At 69.8% G+C, this 18043-nt stretch carries 18 protein-coding genes; all 18 read right to left on the reverse strand.

The genetic code is table 11. The features are described 5' to 3' along the window. Nucleotides 1–82 precede the first annotated feature (82 nt). The 18 genes from OG413_RS39975 to OG413_RS40060 all read right to left on the reverse strand — a co-directional run bounded on the left by OG413_RS39975 (nt 83) and on the right by OG413_RS40060 (nt 17381). Nucleotides 83–1255: a hypothetical protein gene (locus tag OG413_RS39975; RefSeq protein ID WP_266814457.1), complete on the reverse strand. Its 1173-nt coding sequence runs from the start codon at nt 1253–1255 to the stop codon at nt 83–85. Between the two features lie 396 nt (nt 1256–1651). Then, a complete protein-coding gene (locus OG413_RS39980) occupies nt 1652–1972 on the reverse strand; it encodes a hypothetical protein (protein ID WP_266814459.1) in 321 nt (106 codons plus the stop codon). A 229-nt stretch (nt 1973–2201) separates the two neighbouring features. Further along, nucleotides 2202–2690 carry a hypothetical protein gene (locus OG413_RS39985; protein ID WP_266814461.1) on the reverse strand — a complete coding sequence of 163 codons (489 nt, stop codon included), beginning with the start codon at nt 2688–2690 and terminating at the stop codon, nt 2202–2204. A 132-nt stretch (nt 2691–2822) separates the two neighbouring features. Then, the gene (locus OG413_RS39990) at nt 2823–3143 is read right to left on the reverse strand and encodes a hypothetical protein (RefSeq protein ID WP_266814463.1); all 321 of its coding nucleotides are present in this window, start codon (nt 3141–3143) and stop codon (nt 2823–2825) included. 683 nt (nt 3144–3826) lie between these two features. Further along, nucleotides 3827–4828: a hypothetical protein gene (locus OG413_RS39995; RefSeq protein ID WP_266814465.1), complete on the reverse strand. Its 1002-nt coding sequence runs from the start codon at nt 4826–4828 to the stop codon at nt 3827–3829. A gap of 606 nt (nt 4829–5434) precedes the next feature. Beyond that, entirely contained in the window at nt 5435–6271 is an 837-nt protein-coding gene (locus OG413_RS40000) for a hypothetical protein (protein WP_266814467.1), read from the reverse strand. 187 nt (nt 6272–6458) lie between these two features. Next, nucleotides 6459–6770 (reverse strand): hypothetical protein, encoded by a 312-nt coding sequence (locus OG413_RS40005; protein WP_266814469.1) that lies wholly within the window; start codon nt 6768–6770, stop codon nt 6459–6461. 401 nt (nt 6771–7171) lie between these two features. Then, nucleotides 7172–7705 (reverse strand): DUF6221 family protein, encoded by a 534-nt coding sequence (locus tag OG413_RS40010; RefSeq protein ID WP_266814471.1) that lies wholly within the window; start codon nt 7703–7705, stop codon nt 7172–7174. Nucleotides 7706–7894: 189 nt separating this feature from the next. After that, nucleotides 7895–8515, reverse strand: a complete 621-nt coding sequence (locus OG413_RS40015) for a GNAT family N-acetyltransferase (protein ID WP_266814473.1) — start codon at nt 8513–8515, stop codon at nt 7895–7897. Nucleotides 8516–8988: 473 nt separating this feature from the next. Then, nucleotides 8989–9666 carry a GNAT family N-acetyltransferase gene (locus OG413_RS40020; RefSeq protein ID WP_266814475.1) on the reverse strand — a complete coding sequence of 226 codons (678 nt, stop codon included), beginning with the start codon at nt 9664–9666 and terminating at the stop codon, nt 8989–8991. Nucleotides 9667–10056: 390 nt separating this feature from the next. Next, the gene (locus OG413_RS40025) at nt 10057–10794 is read right to left on the reverse strand and encodes a hypothetical protein (RefSeq protein WP_266814477.1); all 738 of its coding nucleotides are present in this window, start codon (nt 10792–10794) and stop codon (nt 10057–10059) included. Nucleotides 10795–11445: 651 nt separating this feature from the next. Continuing rightward, nucleotides 11446–11856, reverse strand: coding sequence for a DUF3263 domain-containing protein (locus OG413_RS40030; RefSeq protein ID WP_323138021.1), 411 nt, complete (start codon nt 11854–11856; stop codon nt 11446–11448). Between the two features lie 335 nt (nt 11857–12191). Beyond that, the gene (locus OG413_RS40035; protein ID WP_266814479.1) at nt 12192–12956 is read right to left on the reverse strand and encodes a hypothetical protein; all 765 of its coding nucleotides are present in this window, start codon (nt 12954–12956) and stop codon (nt 12192–12194) included. A 26-nt stretch (nt 12957–12982) separates the two neighbouring features. Next, the gene (locus tag OG413_RS40040; protein WP_266814481.1) at nt 12983–13489 is read right to left on the reverse strand and encodes a hypothetical protein; all 507 of its coding nucleotides are present in this window, start codon (nt 13487–13489) and stop codon (nt 12983–12985) included. A gap of 199 nt (nt 13490–13688) precedes the next feature. Then, a complete protein-coding gene (locus OG413_RS40045; RefSeq protein ID WP_266814483.1) occupies nt 13689–14447 on the reverse strand; it encodes a hypothetical protein in 759 nt (252 codons plus the stop codon). Nucleotides 14448–14773: 326 nt separating this feature from the next. Beyond that, nucleotides 14774–15691 carry a hypothetical protein gene (locus tag OG413_RS40050; protein WP_266814485.1) on the reverse strand — a complete coding sequence of 306 codons (918 nt, stop codon included), beginning with the start codon at nt 15689–15691 and terminating at the stop codon, nt 14774–14776. A gap of 403 nt (nt 15692–16094) precedes the next feature. Continuing rightward, the gene (locus OG413_RS40055) at nt 16095–16688 is read right to left on the reverse strand and encodes a hypothetical protein (RefSeq protein WP_266814487.1); all 594 of its coding nucleotides are present in this window, start codon (nt 16686–16688) and stop codon (nt 16095–16097) included. A 423-nt stretch (nt 16689–17111) separates the two neighbouring features. Beyond that, nucleotides 17112–17381, reverse strand: coding sequence for a hypothetical protein (locus OG413_RS40060; RefSeq protein ID WP_266814489.1), 270 nt, complete (start codon nt 17379–17381; stop codon nt 17112–17114). Between the last annotated feature and the right edge of the window lie 662 nt (nt 17382–18043).

Below are 18043 nucleotides of genomic sequence, written 5' to 3' on the forward strand. Positions count from 1 at the left end.
CAAACGGCGGGATTGAGGCAGCCCCGGCACCGCGAACGCGGTACCGGGGCCGAGGGCGGGCGGGTCGTTGGGCGGGGGTGTGTCAGGGGCGCTCGGGGACGATCCGCACCGTGCGGCGGGGGTCGACGTCGCGGCCCTTGGGCCCGTTGACGTGCGCCTCGACGGGGACCAGGACCGGCTTGCACTCCCCGCCCGCCTCGATGATGGCGCGGTGCTGGTGCGGGTTCGGGCAGCGGTTCTGGTACTTCTTCGACACCTTCCAGCGGAGCGTGTCGTCCCGCCAGTTCGGCTCGGGGATGTGCTCGGCGGCCAGGTCGGGAGAGGCGGCGTCCGTCGGCTGGGGCCGGGGGGCCGTGGCGGGGACGTGGGCGGGTTCGCGGATGATGCGGATGCGCCGCTTGCGCGGGGACTGCTTGGCGCGCTTGCCCTTGCGTCCGTGGGCAGACTTCTTCGTGCCGTGGCCCGGCCCAGCGTGCTGGAAGACCGTCAGGGTGTCCTCGACGGTGTCGGGGTCGCAGGGCCCGTCGTCGTCGCGTGCGATGGGGGCGCGCAGCTCCCAGAACGCCAGCACCAGTGCCAGGGCGGTAGCCGGGTCAGGCGCCCCGAATGTGTCCGGGTTGCCGTAGCCAGCCAAGACCCCGTCGACCAGGGTGGAGACGCCGTTGGGGCAGTACGGGGCGAGAGGCAGCTTCGTGGACGCGGCCACCATCGGCGGCAGTCGGGTGGGCAGCAACTGGGTGGCAGTGATCGTCTCGACAGTGAACGCGAGGTCATTGCCGGTGCCCTCCATGTGCCAGGCCAGGCCGTGGACCGGGTGCAGGTGGCCGAGCTGGATCGGGGTGGGGAAGTAGACCAGCCCGTCGCGGGCGGGCGCGGCGTCCTCCAGACTCCCCACGATCACGCTGGCCTGGTTCACCAGCGGGTGGCGGGCGATACGGTCAGCCATGCTGTGAGGGGCGACCCACACGTCGCTGGTCCGGTACGCGGCGGCGAAGTTGTCGCACATGCTGAAGCACAAGCCGATCGCGTGAGGGTCCTCGATGAGATCGCGGCCGGTCGCGGTGAGGTACATGGACGTCATCAGGTCCACGGCCCGGGGCAGGCCGCGTACGGGCTTGCCCCAGAAGTCGGCGAGCTGCGCACGCAACCGCTCGGCACGGTCAGCGAAGGGGGTGTAGTCCCTCGCGGTACGGAGCGGGAGCGGGGCGGGGGCGGGTATCGAAGCGGGGCGGGGCAGGGTCTGGGACTGGGGCATGGCGGGGCTCCTTCAGGGGGCCGGTCAGCCCGAACACGGGCCGGACCAGAAGTGGTTGACGACCGGAACCTTGGAGCGGGACAGATCAAGACACGCAACCCCGCAACCCCCACCCCGGCCGCCGCCACTCTGGGCGGCGGCCGGATGCGCCGATGGCCCGCCCCGGAAGGATCGGGACGGGCCACCAGCAGGCACAAGCAGCAATGAAGCGTTGAGGAGCGCTACCTCACCGACGGCGAGGAGACCAACAGCAAGACAGTTGGTCTGTGTGTTGAGTCCGCCCTGCGGGTGGATTCCCGCAGGTGCGGGGAGCCGGGGCGTTGAGATTGCGAACTTGAGCCACGGCACGGTTCCCCGGATCGCGCCGAGAGCCCCGCACCGTCCTGGGGCGGGCCCTCAGACGCTGGCGGGCTGCGGGGAGGGGGTGTACGCGACCGGTTCGGCGGGGTCCGCCTGCCAGCCGGGCATGAGTATCCGGCCGCGCGTGATCACTTCGTGGGGGACGCGCGAGTACGGGCCCTCGTAGGACGGTTTAACTTCGGGCTTCCCGCATCCGGCGCCGATGCAGGTCCGGCATTCTCCCGTTGTTACACGGAATTTCACGCGGACGAGCCAGCCGTTCTCGTAGACGTTGACCGGGGCGTACGAGCGGTCGGGCCACAGGGTGGTCATGATCTTGCCGCTGTGGGTGCTGATACACCATCGGGTCACGGTCATGGGGTGTTCTCCTGCTCCTGGACGGGGTCGGACGGTGCACAGGACGTCGTGCACGCGCAGGGTGGGGCGGCGGCCGGCAAGCCGCGCAAACGGTGGCGGGGCCGCTGGTGCGAGTCCCGGGCGTGCGTGACGGGGGCCGGGGCGGGCATGGCGACGGGACGGCCCGCCCCGAGATCGGGAGCGGGCCGTCGGTTTCTGCCAGCCGGCGGGGCGGACCGGTCGTGGTGGGTTAAAGAGCCCTGCGGGTGTGCACGATCGCTTCGCGAAAGGCGGACCGGGTCGGATCGTGCGCCCAGATCGGCAGGTCGTAGTCGTGCGCGATCCACCAGTCGGTGGCCGCGTCCACCATCTTGAGGGTCTGCTCGGCGAGCTGCGGCGGCAGTTCTTCGTAGGCTTCCCTGTCCGCCCTCTCCGGGCCGGTGATCACGCCCGCCCCGTACGGCAGATAGTCGAGCGGCGCCCCGCGCCAGACACTGGCCAGCGTCCACAGCACCGCGTTCGGCTCCAGGGGAAGGTTCTGGCCGTTGTCGTGGACGTGGATGGTGAGGGAACGGTGCCAGGTGGCGGCCTCGGGAATCCCACCGACTTCGTCATACAGCCAGTCAGCCTGAACATCCGGGTCGGTGGGCAGGATCAGACGCTTGTGCTGGGGGCGGTCCGGGGTGTCCACGGGGTGATCGATGACCGGCTTGACGACCAGGGCAGTGAATCCAGACATAGTCGAACTTCCTTCACTCAACGTTCATTGGGGCGTGGCTACGCCCCGGGGGAGCCGGGGGCGGGGGCAGGCGGAGCGGCGGGTGGTCAGTCGGCTGCGGCGCAAGCGCGGCAGGCTTCGTCGGTGCCCCGGTCAGGGCGTGGAGTTGTCACGTACGGGTAGGTCAGGACGGGAGTGGCGCAGGTCGTCAGGAGTGATGGTCCAGTTGTGGCTGGCGGTGTTCACGAAGCGTGCCCCGCATCCACCGCCGGGCTTCGGTGTCCATCCCGATACGTCGGTGTGACGGTGTGCGCTCATCGAGGTGGGCTTGTGGCAGTGGCCGCACTCGGAGTCGGAGCGGTTGATGTACAGGGTCGCGGTCAGCTCCGCGGCCGACGCCTGGGCCATGTTGTTCTCCTCACTCACGGCGGGCTGCACGGACTTGCCGGAAACGGCAGGCGGGGGCTGAGGCATAGTGAAACTCCTCGTGTCGGCGGTGAAGGGAAGCCGGGGCCGGTTACTCACAGCGTGGGGTGTTCGTGGCTTCCTCCATCCCACAGCACCGGTCCCTTGGCAGTGCTCGCACACTCCGTTCTCATCTGAGTGGGCGTTCCGGCAACTGGCTTCCTCACGTCGGATGAGGTTGGTCAGCCAATCGGCTTGGCCCGGCTGGAGTGACACTGCATGGTGTTCGCCTCCGGACTCCAGAGCGAGGGTCAGCATTACGGTGCCGTCATCTGTGGGGTAGGTGTCGAACAGGCTCTGCAAGGCATCGGCCAGCGGTTGCAGTTCAGGAAGTGCCATCGGGTCATCTCCTACAGAGGGATGGTGAGGGTGTGGTGCGGGCAGGCGTGCTAAGGGAGCGGCCCGAGGGGTCGGGGCTGGTGGGTCACTGGTCCCCCGGGCCGGTGCTCCGTACTGTGGTCGGGTGGCCGGCAAGGGCCGCAACCCTGCCCGGCTCACCAGGCTTCAGATGAGGTCGGTGCGCCTGCGGCGGATCTTGTCGATAGCGCGGCGGGTGTCGGGGCCAGGGCTGGCGGCGCGCCACCCCTGGCCCCGCGTTCTGGAACGGTGGTGTTCCGGAGCGCGGGGCCGGTGCGGGTGCCTGGGTCGTGGTCGCCGTGCTCGGCGTGGTCTCCTGCGCCGGGGAGTCGTCCTCACTCGGCGTGTTGCTCGTCCTCGTCGGGGCCGTCCTGGGCGGCGAGTTCGGCGGTCGCCTCGATGTCGATTTCCCCGCTCCCGTGGTAGACGATCTGGGCGCCGTCCTCGTCAGTCTCGGTGTACGGCGGTAGCGCATCGTCGTCGTCGGGGTCGCCGGTGCCGTACGTGCGGCGGGTGCAGTCGGGCGCCGTGCAGCGCCAGGCCCTCTCCCCCTCGACGTCGACCGGCTCGGTCTCGGTCGAGCAGTCCGGGCAGGAGGGCACGGACCATTCCTCCCACCGCCACAGGCCGCCGATCCGGTAGCGGCCGTCGGCGTCGGGCTGGATGAGGCGGCCCGGGCGGCCGGGGTCGGTGCGCAGGCGCGGGTCGGAGGAGATGAGCAGCGTGTCGTGCAGCCAGCGGAAGCTGAGGTGGCGGCCGGCGCGGGTGCTGGGGACGTCGGCGGCGATCTTCTCGGCCATGGCTCGGGTGACGCTGATCGTCGCGAACGGGCTCCAGCCGCGGGGGACGGGAAGCGCCTCGTACGGGCCGGTCTCCTCGTCGTCGAGGGTGAACAGGTCCGGGAGCTGCGGGGTGGAGTGAAGGGGTGGGAAGCGGGCGGCGGTGTCGGCGGGGACGATCGCGACGGGTGTGTTGCGGAAGACAATGATGCAGTCCGCCTGGTCGTCGGCGGGGTCCAGGCACACGTACCGGTCTGCAGCGGCACGGGAGTTGGTGTCCTCGCACTCCTCGCACTGTTCCGGGCAGGTGCCGAGGGGGCGGGGGTGCGCGGCGAACGCCTCGGGGACGTGCTCGGCGCGGCGGATGCCGGGGCCGTCGGTGAAGAAGGCGGTGACGACGTCGCCGGTGCGTACCTGGTGGGCGGGGGCGACGGTGAGGTGGGTGTGGTCCATGCCGTTGGGCAGGGGCCGGTAGCGGTCGGTGAGGGTGAGGGCGGGGCGTTCGGTGAGCACGAACTGGTCGGTGCTGCCGGGCATGGTCACGATGCGCTCGGGCATGATGCGGCCTCTTCTGGGAGTTGCGGGCGGTGGCGGGACTCGGAATGCGGGGCCGGTGGCCGGGGCGTGCCGTGAGGAAGGGGTGCCGGGCCGCCCCAGGGGGGTGGGGGCGGCCCGGCGGCCGGGGCTCGACCGCACGGTGAGGGGGGTGCGGGAGCGTCCTTCCGGCGACACCGACACTGCCCCGGGCGGGGTCAAGCCCCGCAAGGCTGGCGGTCAGCTGGACGTACGGGCCCCGAACCCGCGGCGGGTGCGCGGGGGTTCTGGGCTGGAGGCGGAGCAGTCCGGCCGGCCCGGTGGCCTACCTCTGCGTTGGGGCCGACAATGTCTGGCAGGTGGCCACGCCCACGCAACCCCCAGGCGGCCACCAGAGCCTCGGAGGGGCGGCGCGGCGGGCTCGTGGGGCATACGGGTGGGTGTCAGATCCCCCGGCGGGGCGGGGCGCGGTGGGTTAGCCAGGCAACGACGACAGGGCGAGGGGGCCGGATCGGAGCGGGACGAAGGGGGTGGAGGCAGGCGTACGCGGACGGCCCCGCACGCGGGAGCGTGCGGGGCCGTTCCTCGGGGTGTGGGCGTCCCCAAGAAGGGCGCATGCGGTGCGGTTGGTCAGAACGGTGGTTCGTCGCTGCAGCCGCCGGCCGAGCCGGGGCTGGGGCTGTTGTGAGGCACCGGCGGGTGGATGTGGAGGGCTTCGGGGCCGCGCCGGTCGACCTGCCAATTGGCGGTGCGGAAGGTGTCGGCGATCGCGGTGGCGGTCTTCTTCCGCTGCTTCGCGGTGGTGTCCTGGGGCGCGGCGATGTCGATGCTGAGCCAGCCGGGGCGCCACGTCACGGGGACGGGCGGGGTCGGGCCGAGCACCTCCGTGTGCACGCAGGCGTAGGCGTCGATGGCCGGGGAGGTGAAGCCCTGGAACCACAGGTGCTGGGCGGCGTGGGTTTCGGCGGGGGCGTGGGTGGGGGTCTCGCGGATGACGCCGTGGCGTACGTGGAGGAGGCGTCCGAGCACGGTCCAGGGGTTGTGTTCGGTGGTGTCGTATCCGGCCTGGCGCAGCCAGGCCAGGGCGAAGCGGGCCCGGGATGCGGACGCGTTGGGGAGGTGGACGGTGACGCAGTCGCTGTCGCAGCACTCGGTGTCGGTGACGGCCGTGAACTCGTCGGCGTGATCGGGACGGTGGGGGTTGTGGAGTGCGGGGCCCGCGCGAAGGAGTAGTTCGGTTACGTTCTCGACGGTCGCGTCCGGTGAGATCAGATAGGGCGGGACAGCATCGACCTGGTAGACGGGGCCTTTGGGGTCGATGCCGAGGGTCTCGGCGAACCATTCGTTGAGGATGGTGACCGTCTCGGTGCCGGGCCAGTCGGTTCCGAGGGTGAGCATCTGGCGGGCCAGGACGGCAATGCGCTGCCCATCGGGGGAGGTCGGGTCGAACTTGCGGGTCAGGGGCATGAACGGGGCTCCGATCGGTCAGGGTGCGGCGCCACCGACAGTGCCCCGGCTGAGGCCAAGCCGCGCAACTCCTGATCGGGGAGCGCCGGGGCACGACGGGTGGGGCGGCGCTGGCGCGGTTGAACGTACGGCGGTCCCGAACCCGGGGCGGGGCGCCGGGGGTTCGGGACCGGGTGGTGGGCGGTGGTCAGCGGGCCGGGATGGATGCCGGGCGGCGTCCGTGGCGGCCAGCGTACGTTTCCGGGTCTGCTTCGGCGTCCTGAAGGAATGCGGTCTCCCACGCGTTGCGGCCTTCTGGGTCGACGTCGCCCCACTCCTGCAAGACGTCAGCCAGTTGGGAGGCGGCAACGGCCCTTTCGGCGGGCGTGAGCTCGACCGGCACGGGCTTGGTCCCGGCGCCCTTCGGGTAGGTGTTGCGTACTGAGCCCGCGCTGATGGCGTGGAGGAGATCCTGCACGGTGCGGGCGATGGTCTGCGGGGTGCGGGGCAAGCTGGACATCAGGATGTACCTCAATCCATAGGGTTGGATGGGGCTCGACCGCACGGTGTGGGGGTGCGGGAGCGTCCGTTCGGCCTCACCAACACTGCCCCGGGCGAGGCCAAGCCGCGCAACTCCTGATCGGGGAGCGCCGGGGCACGACGGGTGGGGCGGCGCTGGGGCAGCCAGGTAATCATCGATCCGTCGGCGGCACGCATCGTGCGGTAGCGCGAGGGCTCCGCGCAGACCGTCGCCCATACGGGCAGTGACCGTCTTGGGGCGGGCTCGAAATGGGGCGGCCCCCGACACCGCAGGCTGCGGGCGTCGGGGGCCGGGGCTCTGTCATTCCAGGTGGCATGGGTGGGGCCATAGCTGTCACCGGACTGCACTTCCAGCGTCCTGGGGCGCCTCCGAACGTGTCTCTACAACGGCCACTCCGGCTGGTAGTCCGGGTGCTTGTGGTGCGCGGCAGCTATGCGGAAAGCGACTTGGTCCAGACCGTGACGGATCCCAGCGAGCAGTTGCTTCCTTTCGGAGACAGGCTCTGAATCAACTTCGGCGATTAGCTGCCGCCAGCTCTGCATGAACAGACGCTTGGCTTGGACCTCACGCAGGGTGCGAGCCGGGTCGTGGCGGGCGGCGTGCACGAACGCGGGCATCGACGAATCAGCGTCCGGGTCGGCTGGGACCGGTTGCGAAGTGACGACTGCTCCCCACTGGCCGCCCATAACCTGAGGCGGGCGAGGCAGTTGGGGGCGAAGCGCCACCAGGAGTTCTTCATCGCCGTGATCGCCGCTGTGAGCCTCCCACTCGTCCCCTGTTGGTGAGGGCTGCCAGGTACCAGGCTCACCAACCACCGTGGCACCGCTGGCCGCAAAGGCCACGATCTCGTCCTCGTCGAGACGGGCATCGTTGAAATCAGCGACTGCGAGAAGTGCAGTTGTGGGTTGAATCATGGGACCTCCTGGAAGCCAGAATGTATGGGGACACACAAGCATGATTGAGAGATGCGGAGTTAGGGCTGCAACCTGGGCAGCCGACAGGACGGCCCATATGGGGGCGCGTGGTGCGGTTCGAAGGGGCAGGCGGGTCCGCCCCCGTGCGGCATGGACGCTACGCACGGGGGCGGATGTGGCGGCCGGGGGTTAGTGCAGGAGGCCGGTGACCGCTGTCAGGCCGCGCATGGTGGTGAAAGAGACGTCGTTGGTGAGCGGCTTGACGGCGAACTTCCATGCCCGATCGGCCTCGGTGACCAGTCCTACCGGCGGCAGGTCCATGGCCAGCCGGGGGAAGCTGGTGAAGCCGTGGCGGGTAAAGAAGTGCTTCTTGTCCTGCTCGTGACGCAGTGTCAGCGCTGCGTAGCCTGCGTTACGGAAGTCGTCTTCGACGCGGGAGAGGAGACTGCGAGCAATGCCCTGGCCGCGGTAGGCGGGGTCTACGGCGATGGTGTCGATGTTGCTGATTCGCCTGAGCAGTGACGACTGCATGTGGGGGAGGATGCTCGGGTTGCGGAACATCCACAGAGGCGGACCGGTGTGGGCGGCGGCCACGGGCGTGCCGTCGGATGTCTCGGCGAGCAGAAAGTGGTGCAGGCCGTGGGAGAACGGCTCACCTTCGTGCTGGAGCACCATGTGAATGTCCTCGAAGACGCGAGGCAGTTGGTCGGGGGTCAGCTTGAGGTCGATGAACAGGGTCAGCCTGCGGAATACATCGACTTCGGAAGCGCGGACAGGACGGATCGTGATGTTGGGTGCCAGTGCGGTCATGTTGGGGTGCCCTTCGGTCCTGAGCGTGGCGGGTGCCGGGATGGCCCTGCGATGGGACCGTGGCGGGGTGCAGGGTTAGCGGGGCAACGCTGACTGTGGGCAAGGGCCGACGCAGGGTGGCCGGGGGCGGGGCGGCGGGGTGTCGTAGTGCCGGGCTACCGGCCCGGAGGTGTGGTAGCGGCGTGTCCTCCTGGCGTTCCTGGTTGAACCGCTCGATGAGCCCGTTGGGGATCGCAGCCCGGGGCCGGTGATCCGTGCCGTGACACGGCGGCCGGCAAGTGGCGGGGTGCGGGCGCGTTGTGGCGGGCAGGCGCCGAAGCGGCTCAGACCTGAGGGCGCGGGAGCAGGGCTCGGCCGCACCTGGGCCCGGGGCTGGGGGCAGGAACGCGGAACGACCCGCCCTCAGAAGATTCCTGGGGGCGGGCCGTCGACTGTGGCGGTTCGGGTCAGGCGATGAGGCGGCCGTCCTCCAATCAGGCGCCGGTCGGCAGGTGCCAGCTGGGCAGGAGGCCGGTCACGACCGGGCCCGGCGCGCCGGGCAGTGTGCGGACCTGCACGTCGGGACTGAGGGCCTTGACGGCAGTCATGTACGGCGGCGGCTGGGTCAGCCCCATGGCGGCGTCGGGCATGGCGATCGTGATCTGGTGGGCGGTGGTGTAGCCCAGCCGCTCGTAGAACAGGGCGAGGTCGGGGGTGTGGATGAGGGTGGTCATCCGGTACCCGGTGGCGCGGGCACGGTTTTCTGTCTCGGTGAGCAGGGTGCGGGCGATGCCCTGCCTACGGCGGGCCGGTGCGACGGCCACGCCGTAGACGAGCAGCACGGTCCGGGAGATCACGTGGGACAGGCCAGGGTCGGCGCGCACCAGGGGGTGCTGGAAGGCCAAGTCCGGGGACGAGGCGAACACGGCACCGACCGGCTTCGGGTTGGTGCTTCGGCGTAGCCGAGCGGTCAAGCATAGGGCTGTGCCGTGGGTGGACAGCGGGCCCACTGGGTCCATGGTGAGGATTTCACCGGTCCCGGCGGGCAGGCGACCGCTGGAGGTGGTCAGCGCGAGCAGCGCGAGATAGTCGGCGTGATCCGGCCGTGTCAGCGGTGCTATGTCCGTCCGGGCTGTACGGGGCTGGTTGGGCAGGACGGCAGTATGGGTCATGGCAGGGGGGTTCCTTCCGGAATGACGAGAGGGAGAGGCCCGCCGACAGTCGGCCCCTGCGCTGTACGGGGCGCGGCGGGTGCCGTGACCTTGGCTGCCGCCCGGCCAAGCACCGCAACCACCAAGGCTCTCGGAGACGCCCACACTGGCCGTCCCGGCCTGGGGGGAAGAGCGGGGTGGAGGTGCGGTCCGGCCGGGCCGGTGGCCTACCTCTTCGGCAGCGCCGATGATGGGGGCGGGCAGCCAAGCCGCTCAGGCCCGCCGGGCGTCGGGTAGTGCGGCCCGGGGCGGGGGGACGCCGACGGCCCCGCACAGAGATGCTGGTGCGGGGCCGGGGCCGGGGTCGGACGCGGGCTTCGGGGCGGGAAGCGTGAGGGGAACCAGGTCGGGTCACCGGCTGGTCAGGCCGTGTCGCTTGACGATATTGCGGAGCGTGACGTCCGTGACGGTCTCGATCGGGTCGCGAGTGGCGCGCCGTTGCGGGTCGTAGCCGTAGACCCGAGGTGTGCCGCCGAACGTTCGGGCCAGCAGGATGGTGGCGTTGAGGAGTTCTACCTCGTTGGGCAGGTTGTCCCAGCCCGGTTCGGCGTGGAGGACGACAAAGCGTCGGCGGTCGGCGAAGGGGTAGCGGCCCCGAGACATCCGACCCGGGATGAAGCCCCATCGCTGCTCGAAGGTCTCCCAGTATTCGTGCATGACGGCGGATGGGTGTTCGTTGTACGGCTGGCGGTGGATCACGGCTTCCGGATCATCCAGCAGCCAGGTGATGCGATGGGGCTTGTCCCACAGGGCGCCGCTGTCCATGAATGAGCCGCCGGTCGGGGCGCTGGCCGTCCACACCTCCGGCTCGGTCCATGCTCCTCCGTCGGCGGCGGGGCGCTCTTTGGGCCCGACGCCGGCCACGACGGCGGTGGACGTGCCGTCCGGGTTGTTCCGCAGCCAGGCGTAGTCGGTTCCCGCGCCTGCCGTGACCTCGAACCCGGGGCCGGGGTGCCACTGCGGAGCGTCGGGGAACGCGCTCTCGGGGAATGACATCACCACAGTTACCTGGCCGCGCGAGTTGTTCCGGCGGGGGTTCCACGTCTCGTTGCTGGCTGCCTCGATCTTGCGGCGTAGGCTTCGCTTCACGTCGTCAACTCCAGTTGCTTGAAGGTACTCAGATTGGTCACGGTGGTGGCCGCCGTTCGGGCAACTGGCTCTGCTCTGCCGCGCTGCCGGTGACAGAAACCATGTCCCGGGGCAGCGCTAGCCCCACAAGGGACAGCGGTACCCGGACATGCAGCGGCCCCGAACCCGGGGCGCGGAGCCGGGAGTTCGGGGCCGGTGAGCAGCGATCATCTCAGGTTGGGCGACGGGGATGCTGTGGGTGGGCAGGCCGGGCGGGCTGCTGGGTGCATTGTGGCCTCTTGGACGTCAGGACGCCTCGCGGTCCGGGGTGTCCTCCAGGCCCAAGGCGTTCCAGGCAGCGCGGGCGTAGTCCAGCGGCGCCTCGGAAGTTGGGAACGGAGCAGCTCACGTAACGACGGGACGGTCCGCCCCCGGGTTGTGCCAGGGGGCGGACCGTCGGGTGCGCGGAGCACGGTTCAAGAAGCTGGGCGTTTGCGAGTGGACCTGGACCTGCGCAGGGTCGGGTCCAGACGGCGTCGTCGGTGTCGCCTCAGTCCACGAGGCTGGTCAGCGAATCACGATAGGTGGCCATGCACATCAGGCGCGGGCGCCGTGGTGCCCCTCAGGTCCGCGGCGGTGGGCGAGTGCCTGGCAGGGTCGACGGGCACGCGTCTACCAGTACCGGTCTCGATTCCGTTGACGTCGTGCATCGAGGAGCCTCATGAGCGCCGGTTTTGCTTCCCAAGCTGCTGGCTTCGCAAGCAAGGCATTCAAAAGCTGGAAGTAGCGAGTGGGTGACATGTCTAGCCGCTCACGGATGTAGCGCTCCCGTGGCCCCGGACGCATGGGGGCCGTCACCTGAGCGGTTTCAAGAACGTTTCGCTCCAACTCGGTCAAGGTGCGTCCGAGCTCCGGTTCCTCGCTCGGGGGCTCGCTGAGTTCAGCCATGTACGCCACCTCGTTGCTGCGGGGAGCAACTTCGACGTTGACCGCCAGGTTGCGGGCTGAGTCAGTTGCTGGGGAAGGCATTCGTGTGCTCTCTCCAGTGCTCGCTGGAAGGGGGGCCTGCTCGGCAGGGTTCATGCTGCTCTCCTTGGAATCGTCGCCGTGACGGTCCGCGGCCCCGCAGGCGGTGCCCGCCTCGGCGGCGCAGCGCTGGGGCCACGCTCAGATGCGGGTGTTGGTTGCCGTTGGTGGAGTGCGGGTGATGGTCAAATGAGGCGCGCGGCTGTGCGCGGCACGGAGTCGGGGCTCGCTGCACATGGAGGGACCAGTGCGGGAGCGTCCTTCCGGCAGCACCACGCTGCCCCGGGTTAGGCCAAGCCGCACAACCCCTCAAGGAAGGCGTTTTGGGGCGGCGAACGCGAAGAGGCCCACCCGGGCGGGGTGGGCCTCTTACACATGGGCGGGGCGGCTGGTCAGTTGGCGGGTTCGCAGTTCTGCTCGGGGCTGTCGTTCAGGTCGACGGTCAGGTCGGCGCCTTCCTCAGGCCGCAGGAGTTCGGCGAGCTTGCCGAGCACAGCGCGCAGCACGTCGTCATCGAGGTCGACGACCGTGGAGCTGCCGTGGTCGTGCAGCGTCACGTCGTGGGCGCGATAGTCGGCGTGCCCCATGCCGAACTTGGAGTCGCGGGCGTCGAAGACCGCGCGTGTCCAGCGGGTCCCGTCGGCCGGCGTAAGCAGCCGGACCCGGCGGACGACTGCGGCGCGCAGGGCATCCTCCTCGGCGTTGGCGGCGGTCTCCCGCAGTTCGGTCAACAGCGTAAGGTCCATGGTGTCCAGTAGTGCCCGCAGTGCGGCCTGGCGAGCCCGCGTACGAGCGTGGTCGGCGGCGGCCTGGGTGCAGCACTGCGCGCGCCAGCACACGCACCGGTGGCAGTCGGGGCAGCTCTGTGTCTGGTCGCAGCCGCACCGGCAGTCGAAGGAACGGCAGTAGGCTCCGTGTTCCGTCTTCGGGGTGGCGGGGACGGCAGCCAGGGAGCGGGACAGCTCGGTGAAGTCGCGGTCTTCCTCCACGAGGTTGGCGGCCAGGATCTGGCCGTCGTCGCGGAGCATCGCCATGAGACGGTTGCAGGTCTGTCGGCGGACTACGAGGGCATATGCCTCGACTTGGGCGCCTATGAGCAGCGTGAAGGACTCCGAGTCGTCGGGGGTGGTGTCGGGTGTGTTGTCGGGGGTGGTCATGGTGGTCTCCGGTTGAGGGGCGGGGGTCATGGCGCAGCGGGGCCGGGCAGGGCGGGCTCCTGGTCGTAGACGGCGTCGAGAGCCGCGGGCGGGTAGAGCCACGTGCCGTGATCGGGGTAGGTGACGCGAGCGTTGAAGGCGGGGGTCCAGGTCGCTCCGCTGTCGTCGCTGCGCATAGTGGGGCCCAGGTAGGTGGCCTGGTGTCCGGAGGGGTCGGTGACCGTGTCGCCCGGCTTGATCTCCTCCCCCGTGGCCGCGTGGTGCAGGCGACGGATGGGCTCGTGGGACCGGTGGAGTTCTGCGCGCAGCGGGTTGCGGGTCAAGGTGTAGGGCAGGGCGTCGGCGGCGTCGCGGCGGCGTCGGTAGTCGTTCAGGGCGGTTCGGCCGTCGGCGGTGATGGCAATTTGGTTGCCGTCGCGGCTCAGCCAGCCGACGGTGAACAGCTCGGGCGGGGGCGGAGTGTGGTAGCCGGTGTGGGGGCCGGAGCGGTCTTCGCAGTAACGCGGGGCGCCGTACTCGGTGATCAGGGTCAAGGCTCCGCGGCCGGCTGCCGTTAGGCAGCGGGCGTCTCGGTCGCAGGCCGAGCGCGTGAGTGCGGGCGGGGTCGTCGGCGGCATCAAGATCCTCGGGTAGGGCGGCGGATTCGCGGGTTCAGGGGCGCAGCGGGTCCCACGCCCCTCGGGGCCGCGCCCCGCCGCAGTTGGCGGCGGGGCGCGGCGGTGCGGGTGTCTGTCAGGTGAGGGCGGCGGCGGTCAGGACCAGCGCGCCGAGGGCGGCGAACAGGTGGGCGTCGCCGTGCCCGTATCCGGCTTTCAGGCCGTGGGCGCGGGCGTTGGCCAGGTGCGCCATGCCGCGGATGCTGTCGTCGTCGTCCACGTCGCCGTACTTCACTTCCGCCGCCCGGATCACATCTCCGATGATGTCGGACAGGTCGGCGGCGGTGCGCAACTCCCACCGGTCGGGGAGCTGTACGACTGTCCCGAACGTGGCGGGCGCCCACGTGGCGAGCTGTACGCGGACGGTTTCGACCAGCGACCTCTCGTTGATGGTGTAACGGTCAGCTCCGAACGGATCCAGCTCGAACCGGCCTTCGAAACCGTCCCTCAGATGGGCGCGGGCAGCGATGAGTGAGTACAGGGCCCCCAACAGGTGGCCGTCACCGCGCCCGTGGGCGGCGTTCAAGCCGTCGGCGCGAGCGTTGAGCAGGTGCGTGATGCCCCAAGGTTCGGCGTCGCCGTTCGTCTCCACACCGTAGAGGTGGACGACTTCGGTGATCTCTCCGAGGAGCCAGGCGATACTGGTGGCGGGTGAGGCGGCGACCAGCTCGGGGGCGGGGACCGTGATCCCCAACTCGGCCGTCACCCAGGTGCGAAGCTGAACCCGGATCGCTTCGGCCAGCGCGCCCGTGTCCAGGACCGGCTTCGGGTGCGGGTAAGTGCTCATTCCGGCGGCGATTCCGTCGGCGGTGTAGGTGCTGGCGATCTCGGTCATCACATGGTCTCCCTTGCTCGGTGTCACTACGGGGGGGGAAGCGGGCGAGATGCTGTGTGGCCCGGCCCCAGGGGCGGGGCCACACGTGGGGGGCGCGGGAGCGTCCTTCCAGCCAGACCGACACTGCTCCGGGTCAGGGCAAGCCGCGCAAGCAGTGCAGGCTGAGCAAGCCACGGATCGGATCGGCCAAGGGCCGAGGGCCGCGCGCTCTTCCTCGTGCCTGGGGTGCTGGGCCGGTGGGCATCCTGGTCTGGGCATGAGGCGGCCCCCGACTCCCGCGAGCAGGCGTGAGTTCGGGGGCCGGGGAGCGAGCATCGGGCGGGTGGTCAGGTGGTGTCGGGGCGATCCGGCTGCCCTTCGTCGGTGTGGTGTCCGACCCATTCGACGCCTGACACCACACCGGTACTGGCGGTGCTGACGAAACTGGGCGCCCAGCCGTCGGCGATGAAGTTTGCGGCAGCAGCAGGCGGCACCCACCGGTTGCCGCGTGCCGGGTCGGACATCCATCCCGCAAGTTCGTCGGCGGAGGTGAACACCGGGCTGATGGGGGAGCCCTCGGACACGGTCTCCCACAACTGCCAGCCGTCGCCCTTGGGCGGGTTGGTCGGCTGCCACGCCTCGGCCTGAGCGCGCTGGCCCTCGTACCTTTCCAAGCTGGCGTGCCCCTTGCATGTCGGGCACCGTGGCTCGATGCTCTCCCGTTCACAACGGGCTTCGATGACCACGTATGCGTTGAGCCCGTCGTGGCCGAAGCCGGTGAGGGACCACTCGTTGATCTGCTCCGCGGTCGGCTTTACGGGCGGGTCGATCTTCTGCCAGCCCTCTTCACGGCTCCAGGTATGGGTGAAGTCGTGGAGCCGCTCGGCCGCGACCAGGGCCTCGACGTCGTCCTGGCTCAGGTGGTGGGACCACTGACTGTTGAAGAGGTCGGCCAGACGCTGCGCCTCACGGACGGTAGCGGCTTCGCCAGTGCCGTAGAACTCTGGTGCGGATCGAGTGTTTCGCTCGGCGACGGCTCGGATGCCGGGGGTGTCGTGCTGCCAGGGCGCGGAGCCGGTGCTGGATGGGTCGAACGGCAACTTGCCGTACCAGAGTTCGTACAGGTTCTGGGCCTGCGGCGAGTAGCCGCTCTTGCAGTCAGGGCACTGCTCCTCGTCGAAGTGGTCGGGTGTCAGGAAGCCTTCCCAGACCTTGTTCAACGGCCAGTCGAAATCGTGCGGCACTCGGTGTACTTCGCGTCCCATGGAAACTGTCCTCACGTCTAGTCGGCGCGCGGCTTGTGCAGCCGGGGTGGTCGCACGGCACGGCGGCCAGGGGTGGCTGGACAGTTGCGTGGAGCGGGGCAAGCGGGGCAACTACGGTTCAGCCGGCCCCGGGTAGAGAGCAGTAGCGGCAGGCCGTCGGCGTGGAATCCGGGCCGGTGGGCGCCGGAAGCCGGCGGTGGGGTGTGTCAGACGCGGAGCGCGAGGCCAGGACGCGGGCAGGACGCCCTCGCTCCGCGCGTCGCAGCGCAGGAACCGCCGACGGTCTTGCCACCCTGACACGGCGCAGCCCCCGGCTCGCAAAGGCGCGTTCCGGGGGCTGCCCTGTTCCACGGGCTGGAGGGCGGATGGGCGGATCGGGTCAGGACACATGCATGCGTGTTCCTCAGGTTCCGTGCGGAGTGCCGGTCCCATGCTTGTCACCTTCATCACCCGTGGCGGTCAGCGACTCCGCCCACGCGGCCAGCGCCTCGAAGTCGTCTGGCAACAGGCCAAGCCGGGGTTGCACGTGATGCAGCAGTGCCGGGCCCTCGTGATGCTGGGCAACGTATTCCCGATCCAGATCCGTGAAGTCGTCGTCGATCCAGGCGAAGGGGCGTCCAGCCGCGTACTCCACGATGGTCCGGGTCTTCCAGAAGACTGTGGGTTGCGACTTCCAGTACGGGCTCGGCGCCGTCTTCTGATCGTCCGGCCAGGTGATGACCGGAAGGTCGGGCAGTCCGAGGTGCGGGCCAATCCATTGGTTAGCCTCGTGTGCCCAGGTCGTGGCCCAGACAAGATTGAACGGCAGAGCTAGGAGCTGGGTACCGTGCGCCGGGTTGAGCCATACCCGCAGTGGCTTCTGCCGGGGGTTTTCCCAGCCTATCGGGCGCATCCGGTACGTCAGGTAGCCCTCCGGTCTCTTCGACGGCTTCGCGGCGTAGGGGTTCAGCGGTCCGTCGACATCGATCAGTAGAAGGGGCAGCGGTCTGCCATTCATGGGTTACTCCTTGGGGTACTGAGTGATGTGCGGCGGCGATCAGGATGTGGAGGTTGTTGTGACCGCAGGTCAGCTGAGCAGCTTGTTGTCGCGGACGGTTGTCGCAGCACCCTGCCAGTTCGCACGGTCGGTTGGGGGGAGGGCGCCACAGGGGGCAACACCGACACTGCCCCGCGTGCGGCTAAGCCGTGCAAGCCTGGCCCGGCCCCGCTTGTTGGGGCCGGGGGCCTGTCCGCGCGCCGTGCCAGGAGGGCAGCCAAGCCGGGCATCCCCTTTCTGCCGGTCCGGGCCCGGGTAGTAACGCGACGGCCCGCCCCTGCGGGGGCTTGCAGGGGGCGGGCCGTCGAGGGCACGGGCCAGGGTCGGGCTCGGCGCTGTAATGGCGCCCAGGCGCTGGTGTCCTGGAGATACCTAACTAGCGAGCTAGTCGCGTGGGCGGTCGAGAACGGGCGCGAAGCCGTGCACCTTGTCGATGAGCTTCGTGTTTTCGTCGGCCTCGGGGGCCACGTACTCGTCATAGGCCCTCTGGATGGCCTCCTTATGGGACTCTACGGAGAACGAGGCGGCCCACGCGTTGCCGTCGGATGCCTCCTGTTCCACGAGGGCGGTGATCTCGTCCTCGGAGAGGTTCGCGTGCGAGGACTCGATAACGAGGTTGCCGCCGCAGTCCTGGCGGCCCATCAAAAGAAGCATGTGGAGGTTCCTTCAATCGGGTGGGCGGAGTTGGTGCGGATGCCGGGCCAGGAGCGGGGAGGATGTGGTCACCGCCGCCCCGGCCGGTGATCCGTACCGTGAAGCAGGTGCCGGCAAGGGGCGCAAGCGGTCTGGTGCGGCGGCGCGGTTGTGGGTCTTGCCCCGTCCGTCGTCGTTGCGCGGTGTGTCGGGCCGGGGTGCTCACCAGCGGATGCACAGCGGGGTCGGCGCGGGCGGCGGAGGCGCGGGCCCGTGCGGGCGGGGGATGGCGGCGGCCCCCGCGCCGCGCCACGTGAGAGGCGCCGAGGGCCGAAAGTGGTTGTCAGAGTTCGCTGGGAACTCGTGTATCAGGTCGCAGGGCGTACGACCTCAATAGGTGGTCCTCCCCTGGCTGACCAGTGCGAAGTCGTGCCATGCGTCGTCGGTGAGACAGGCCACGCACTGACCGGGGCTGACGAGGCCGTCGCCATCCTCGTGGTCGGTGCGGAGGTGGCCCCATTCGGCGCACTTGGACAGCGTGGCCGTGCCGTACTCGCGGGAAGGCCATTGGGAGCGGGCGCCGACTGCATTACGCCAGGCTTCCGAGGTTCCGGGCTCGCGATGCGGGGGACGGATCGGGGGAGGTAGTTGCGGACGTGCAGGACGTAATACGACGGATTCGG

The organism is Streptomyces sp. NBC_01433 (assembly GCF_026340105.1).
Classification (GTDB): Bacteria; Actinomycetota; Actinomycetes; order Streptomycetales; family Streptomycetaceae; genus Streptomyces.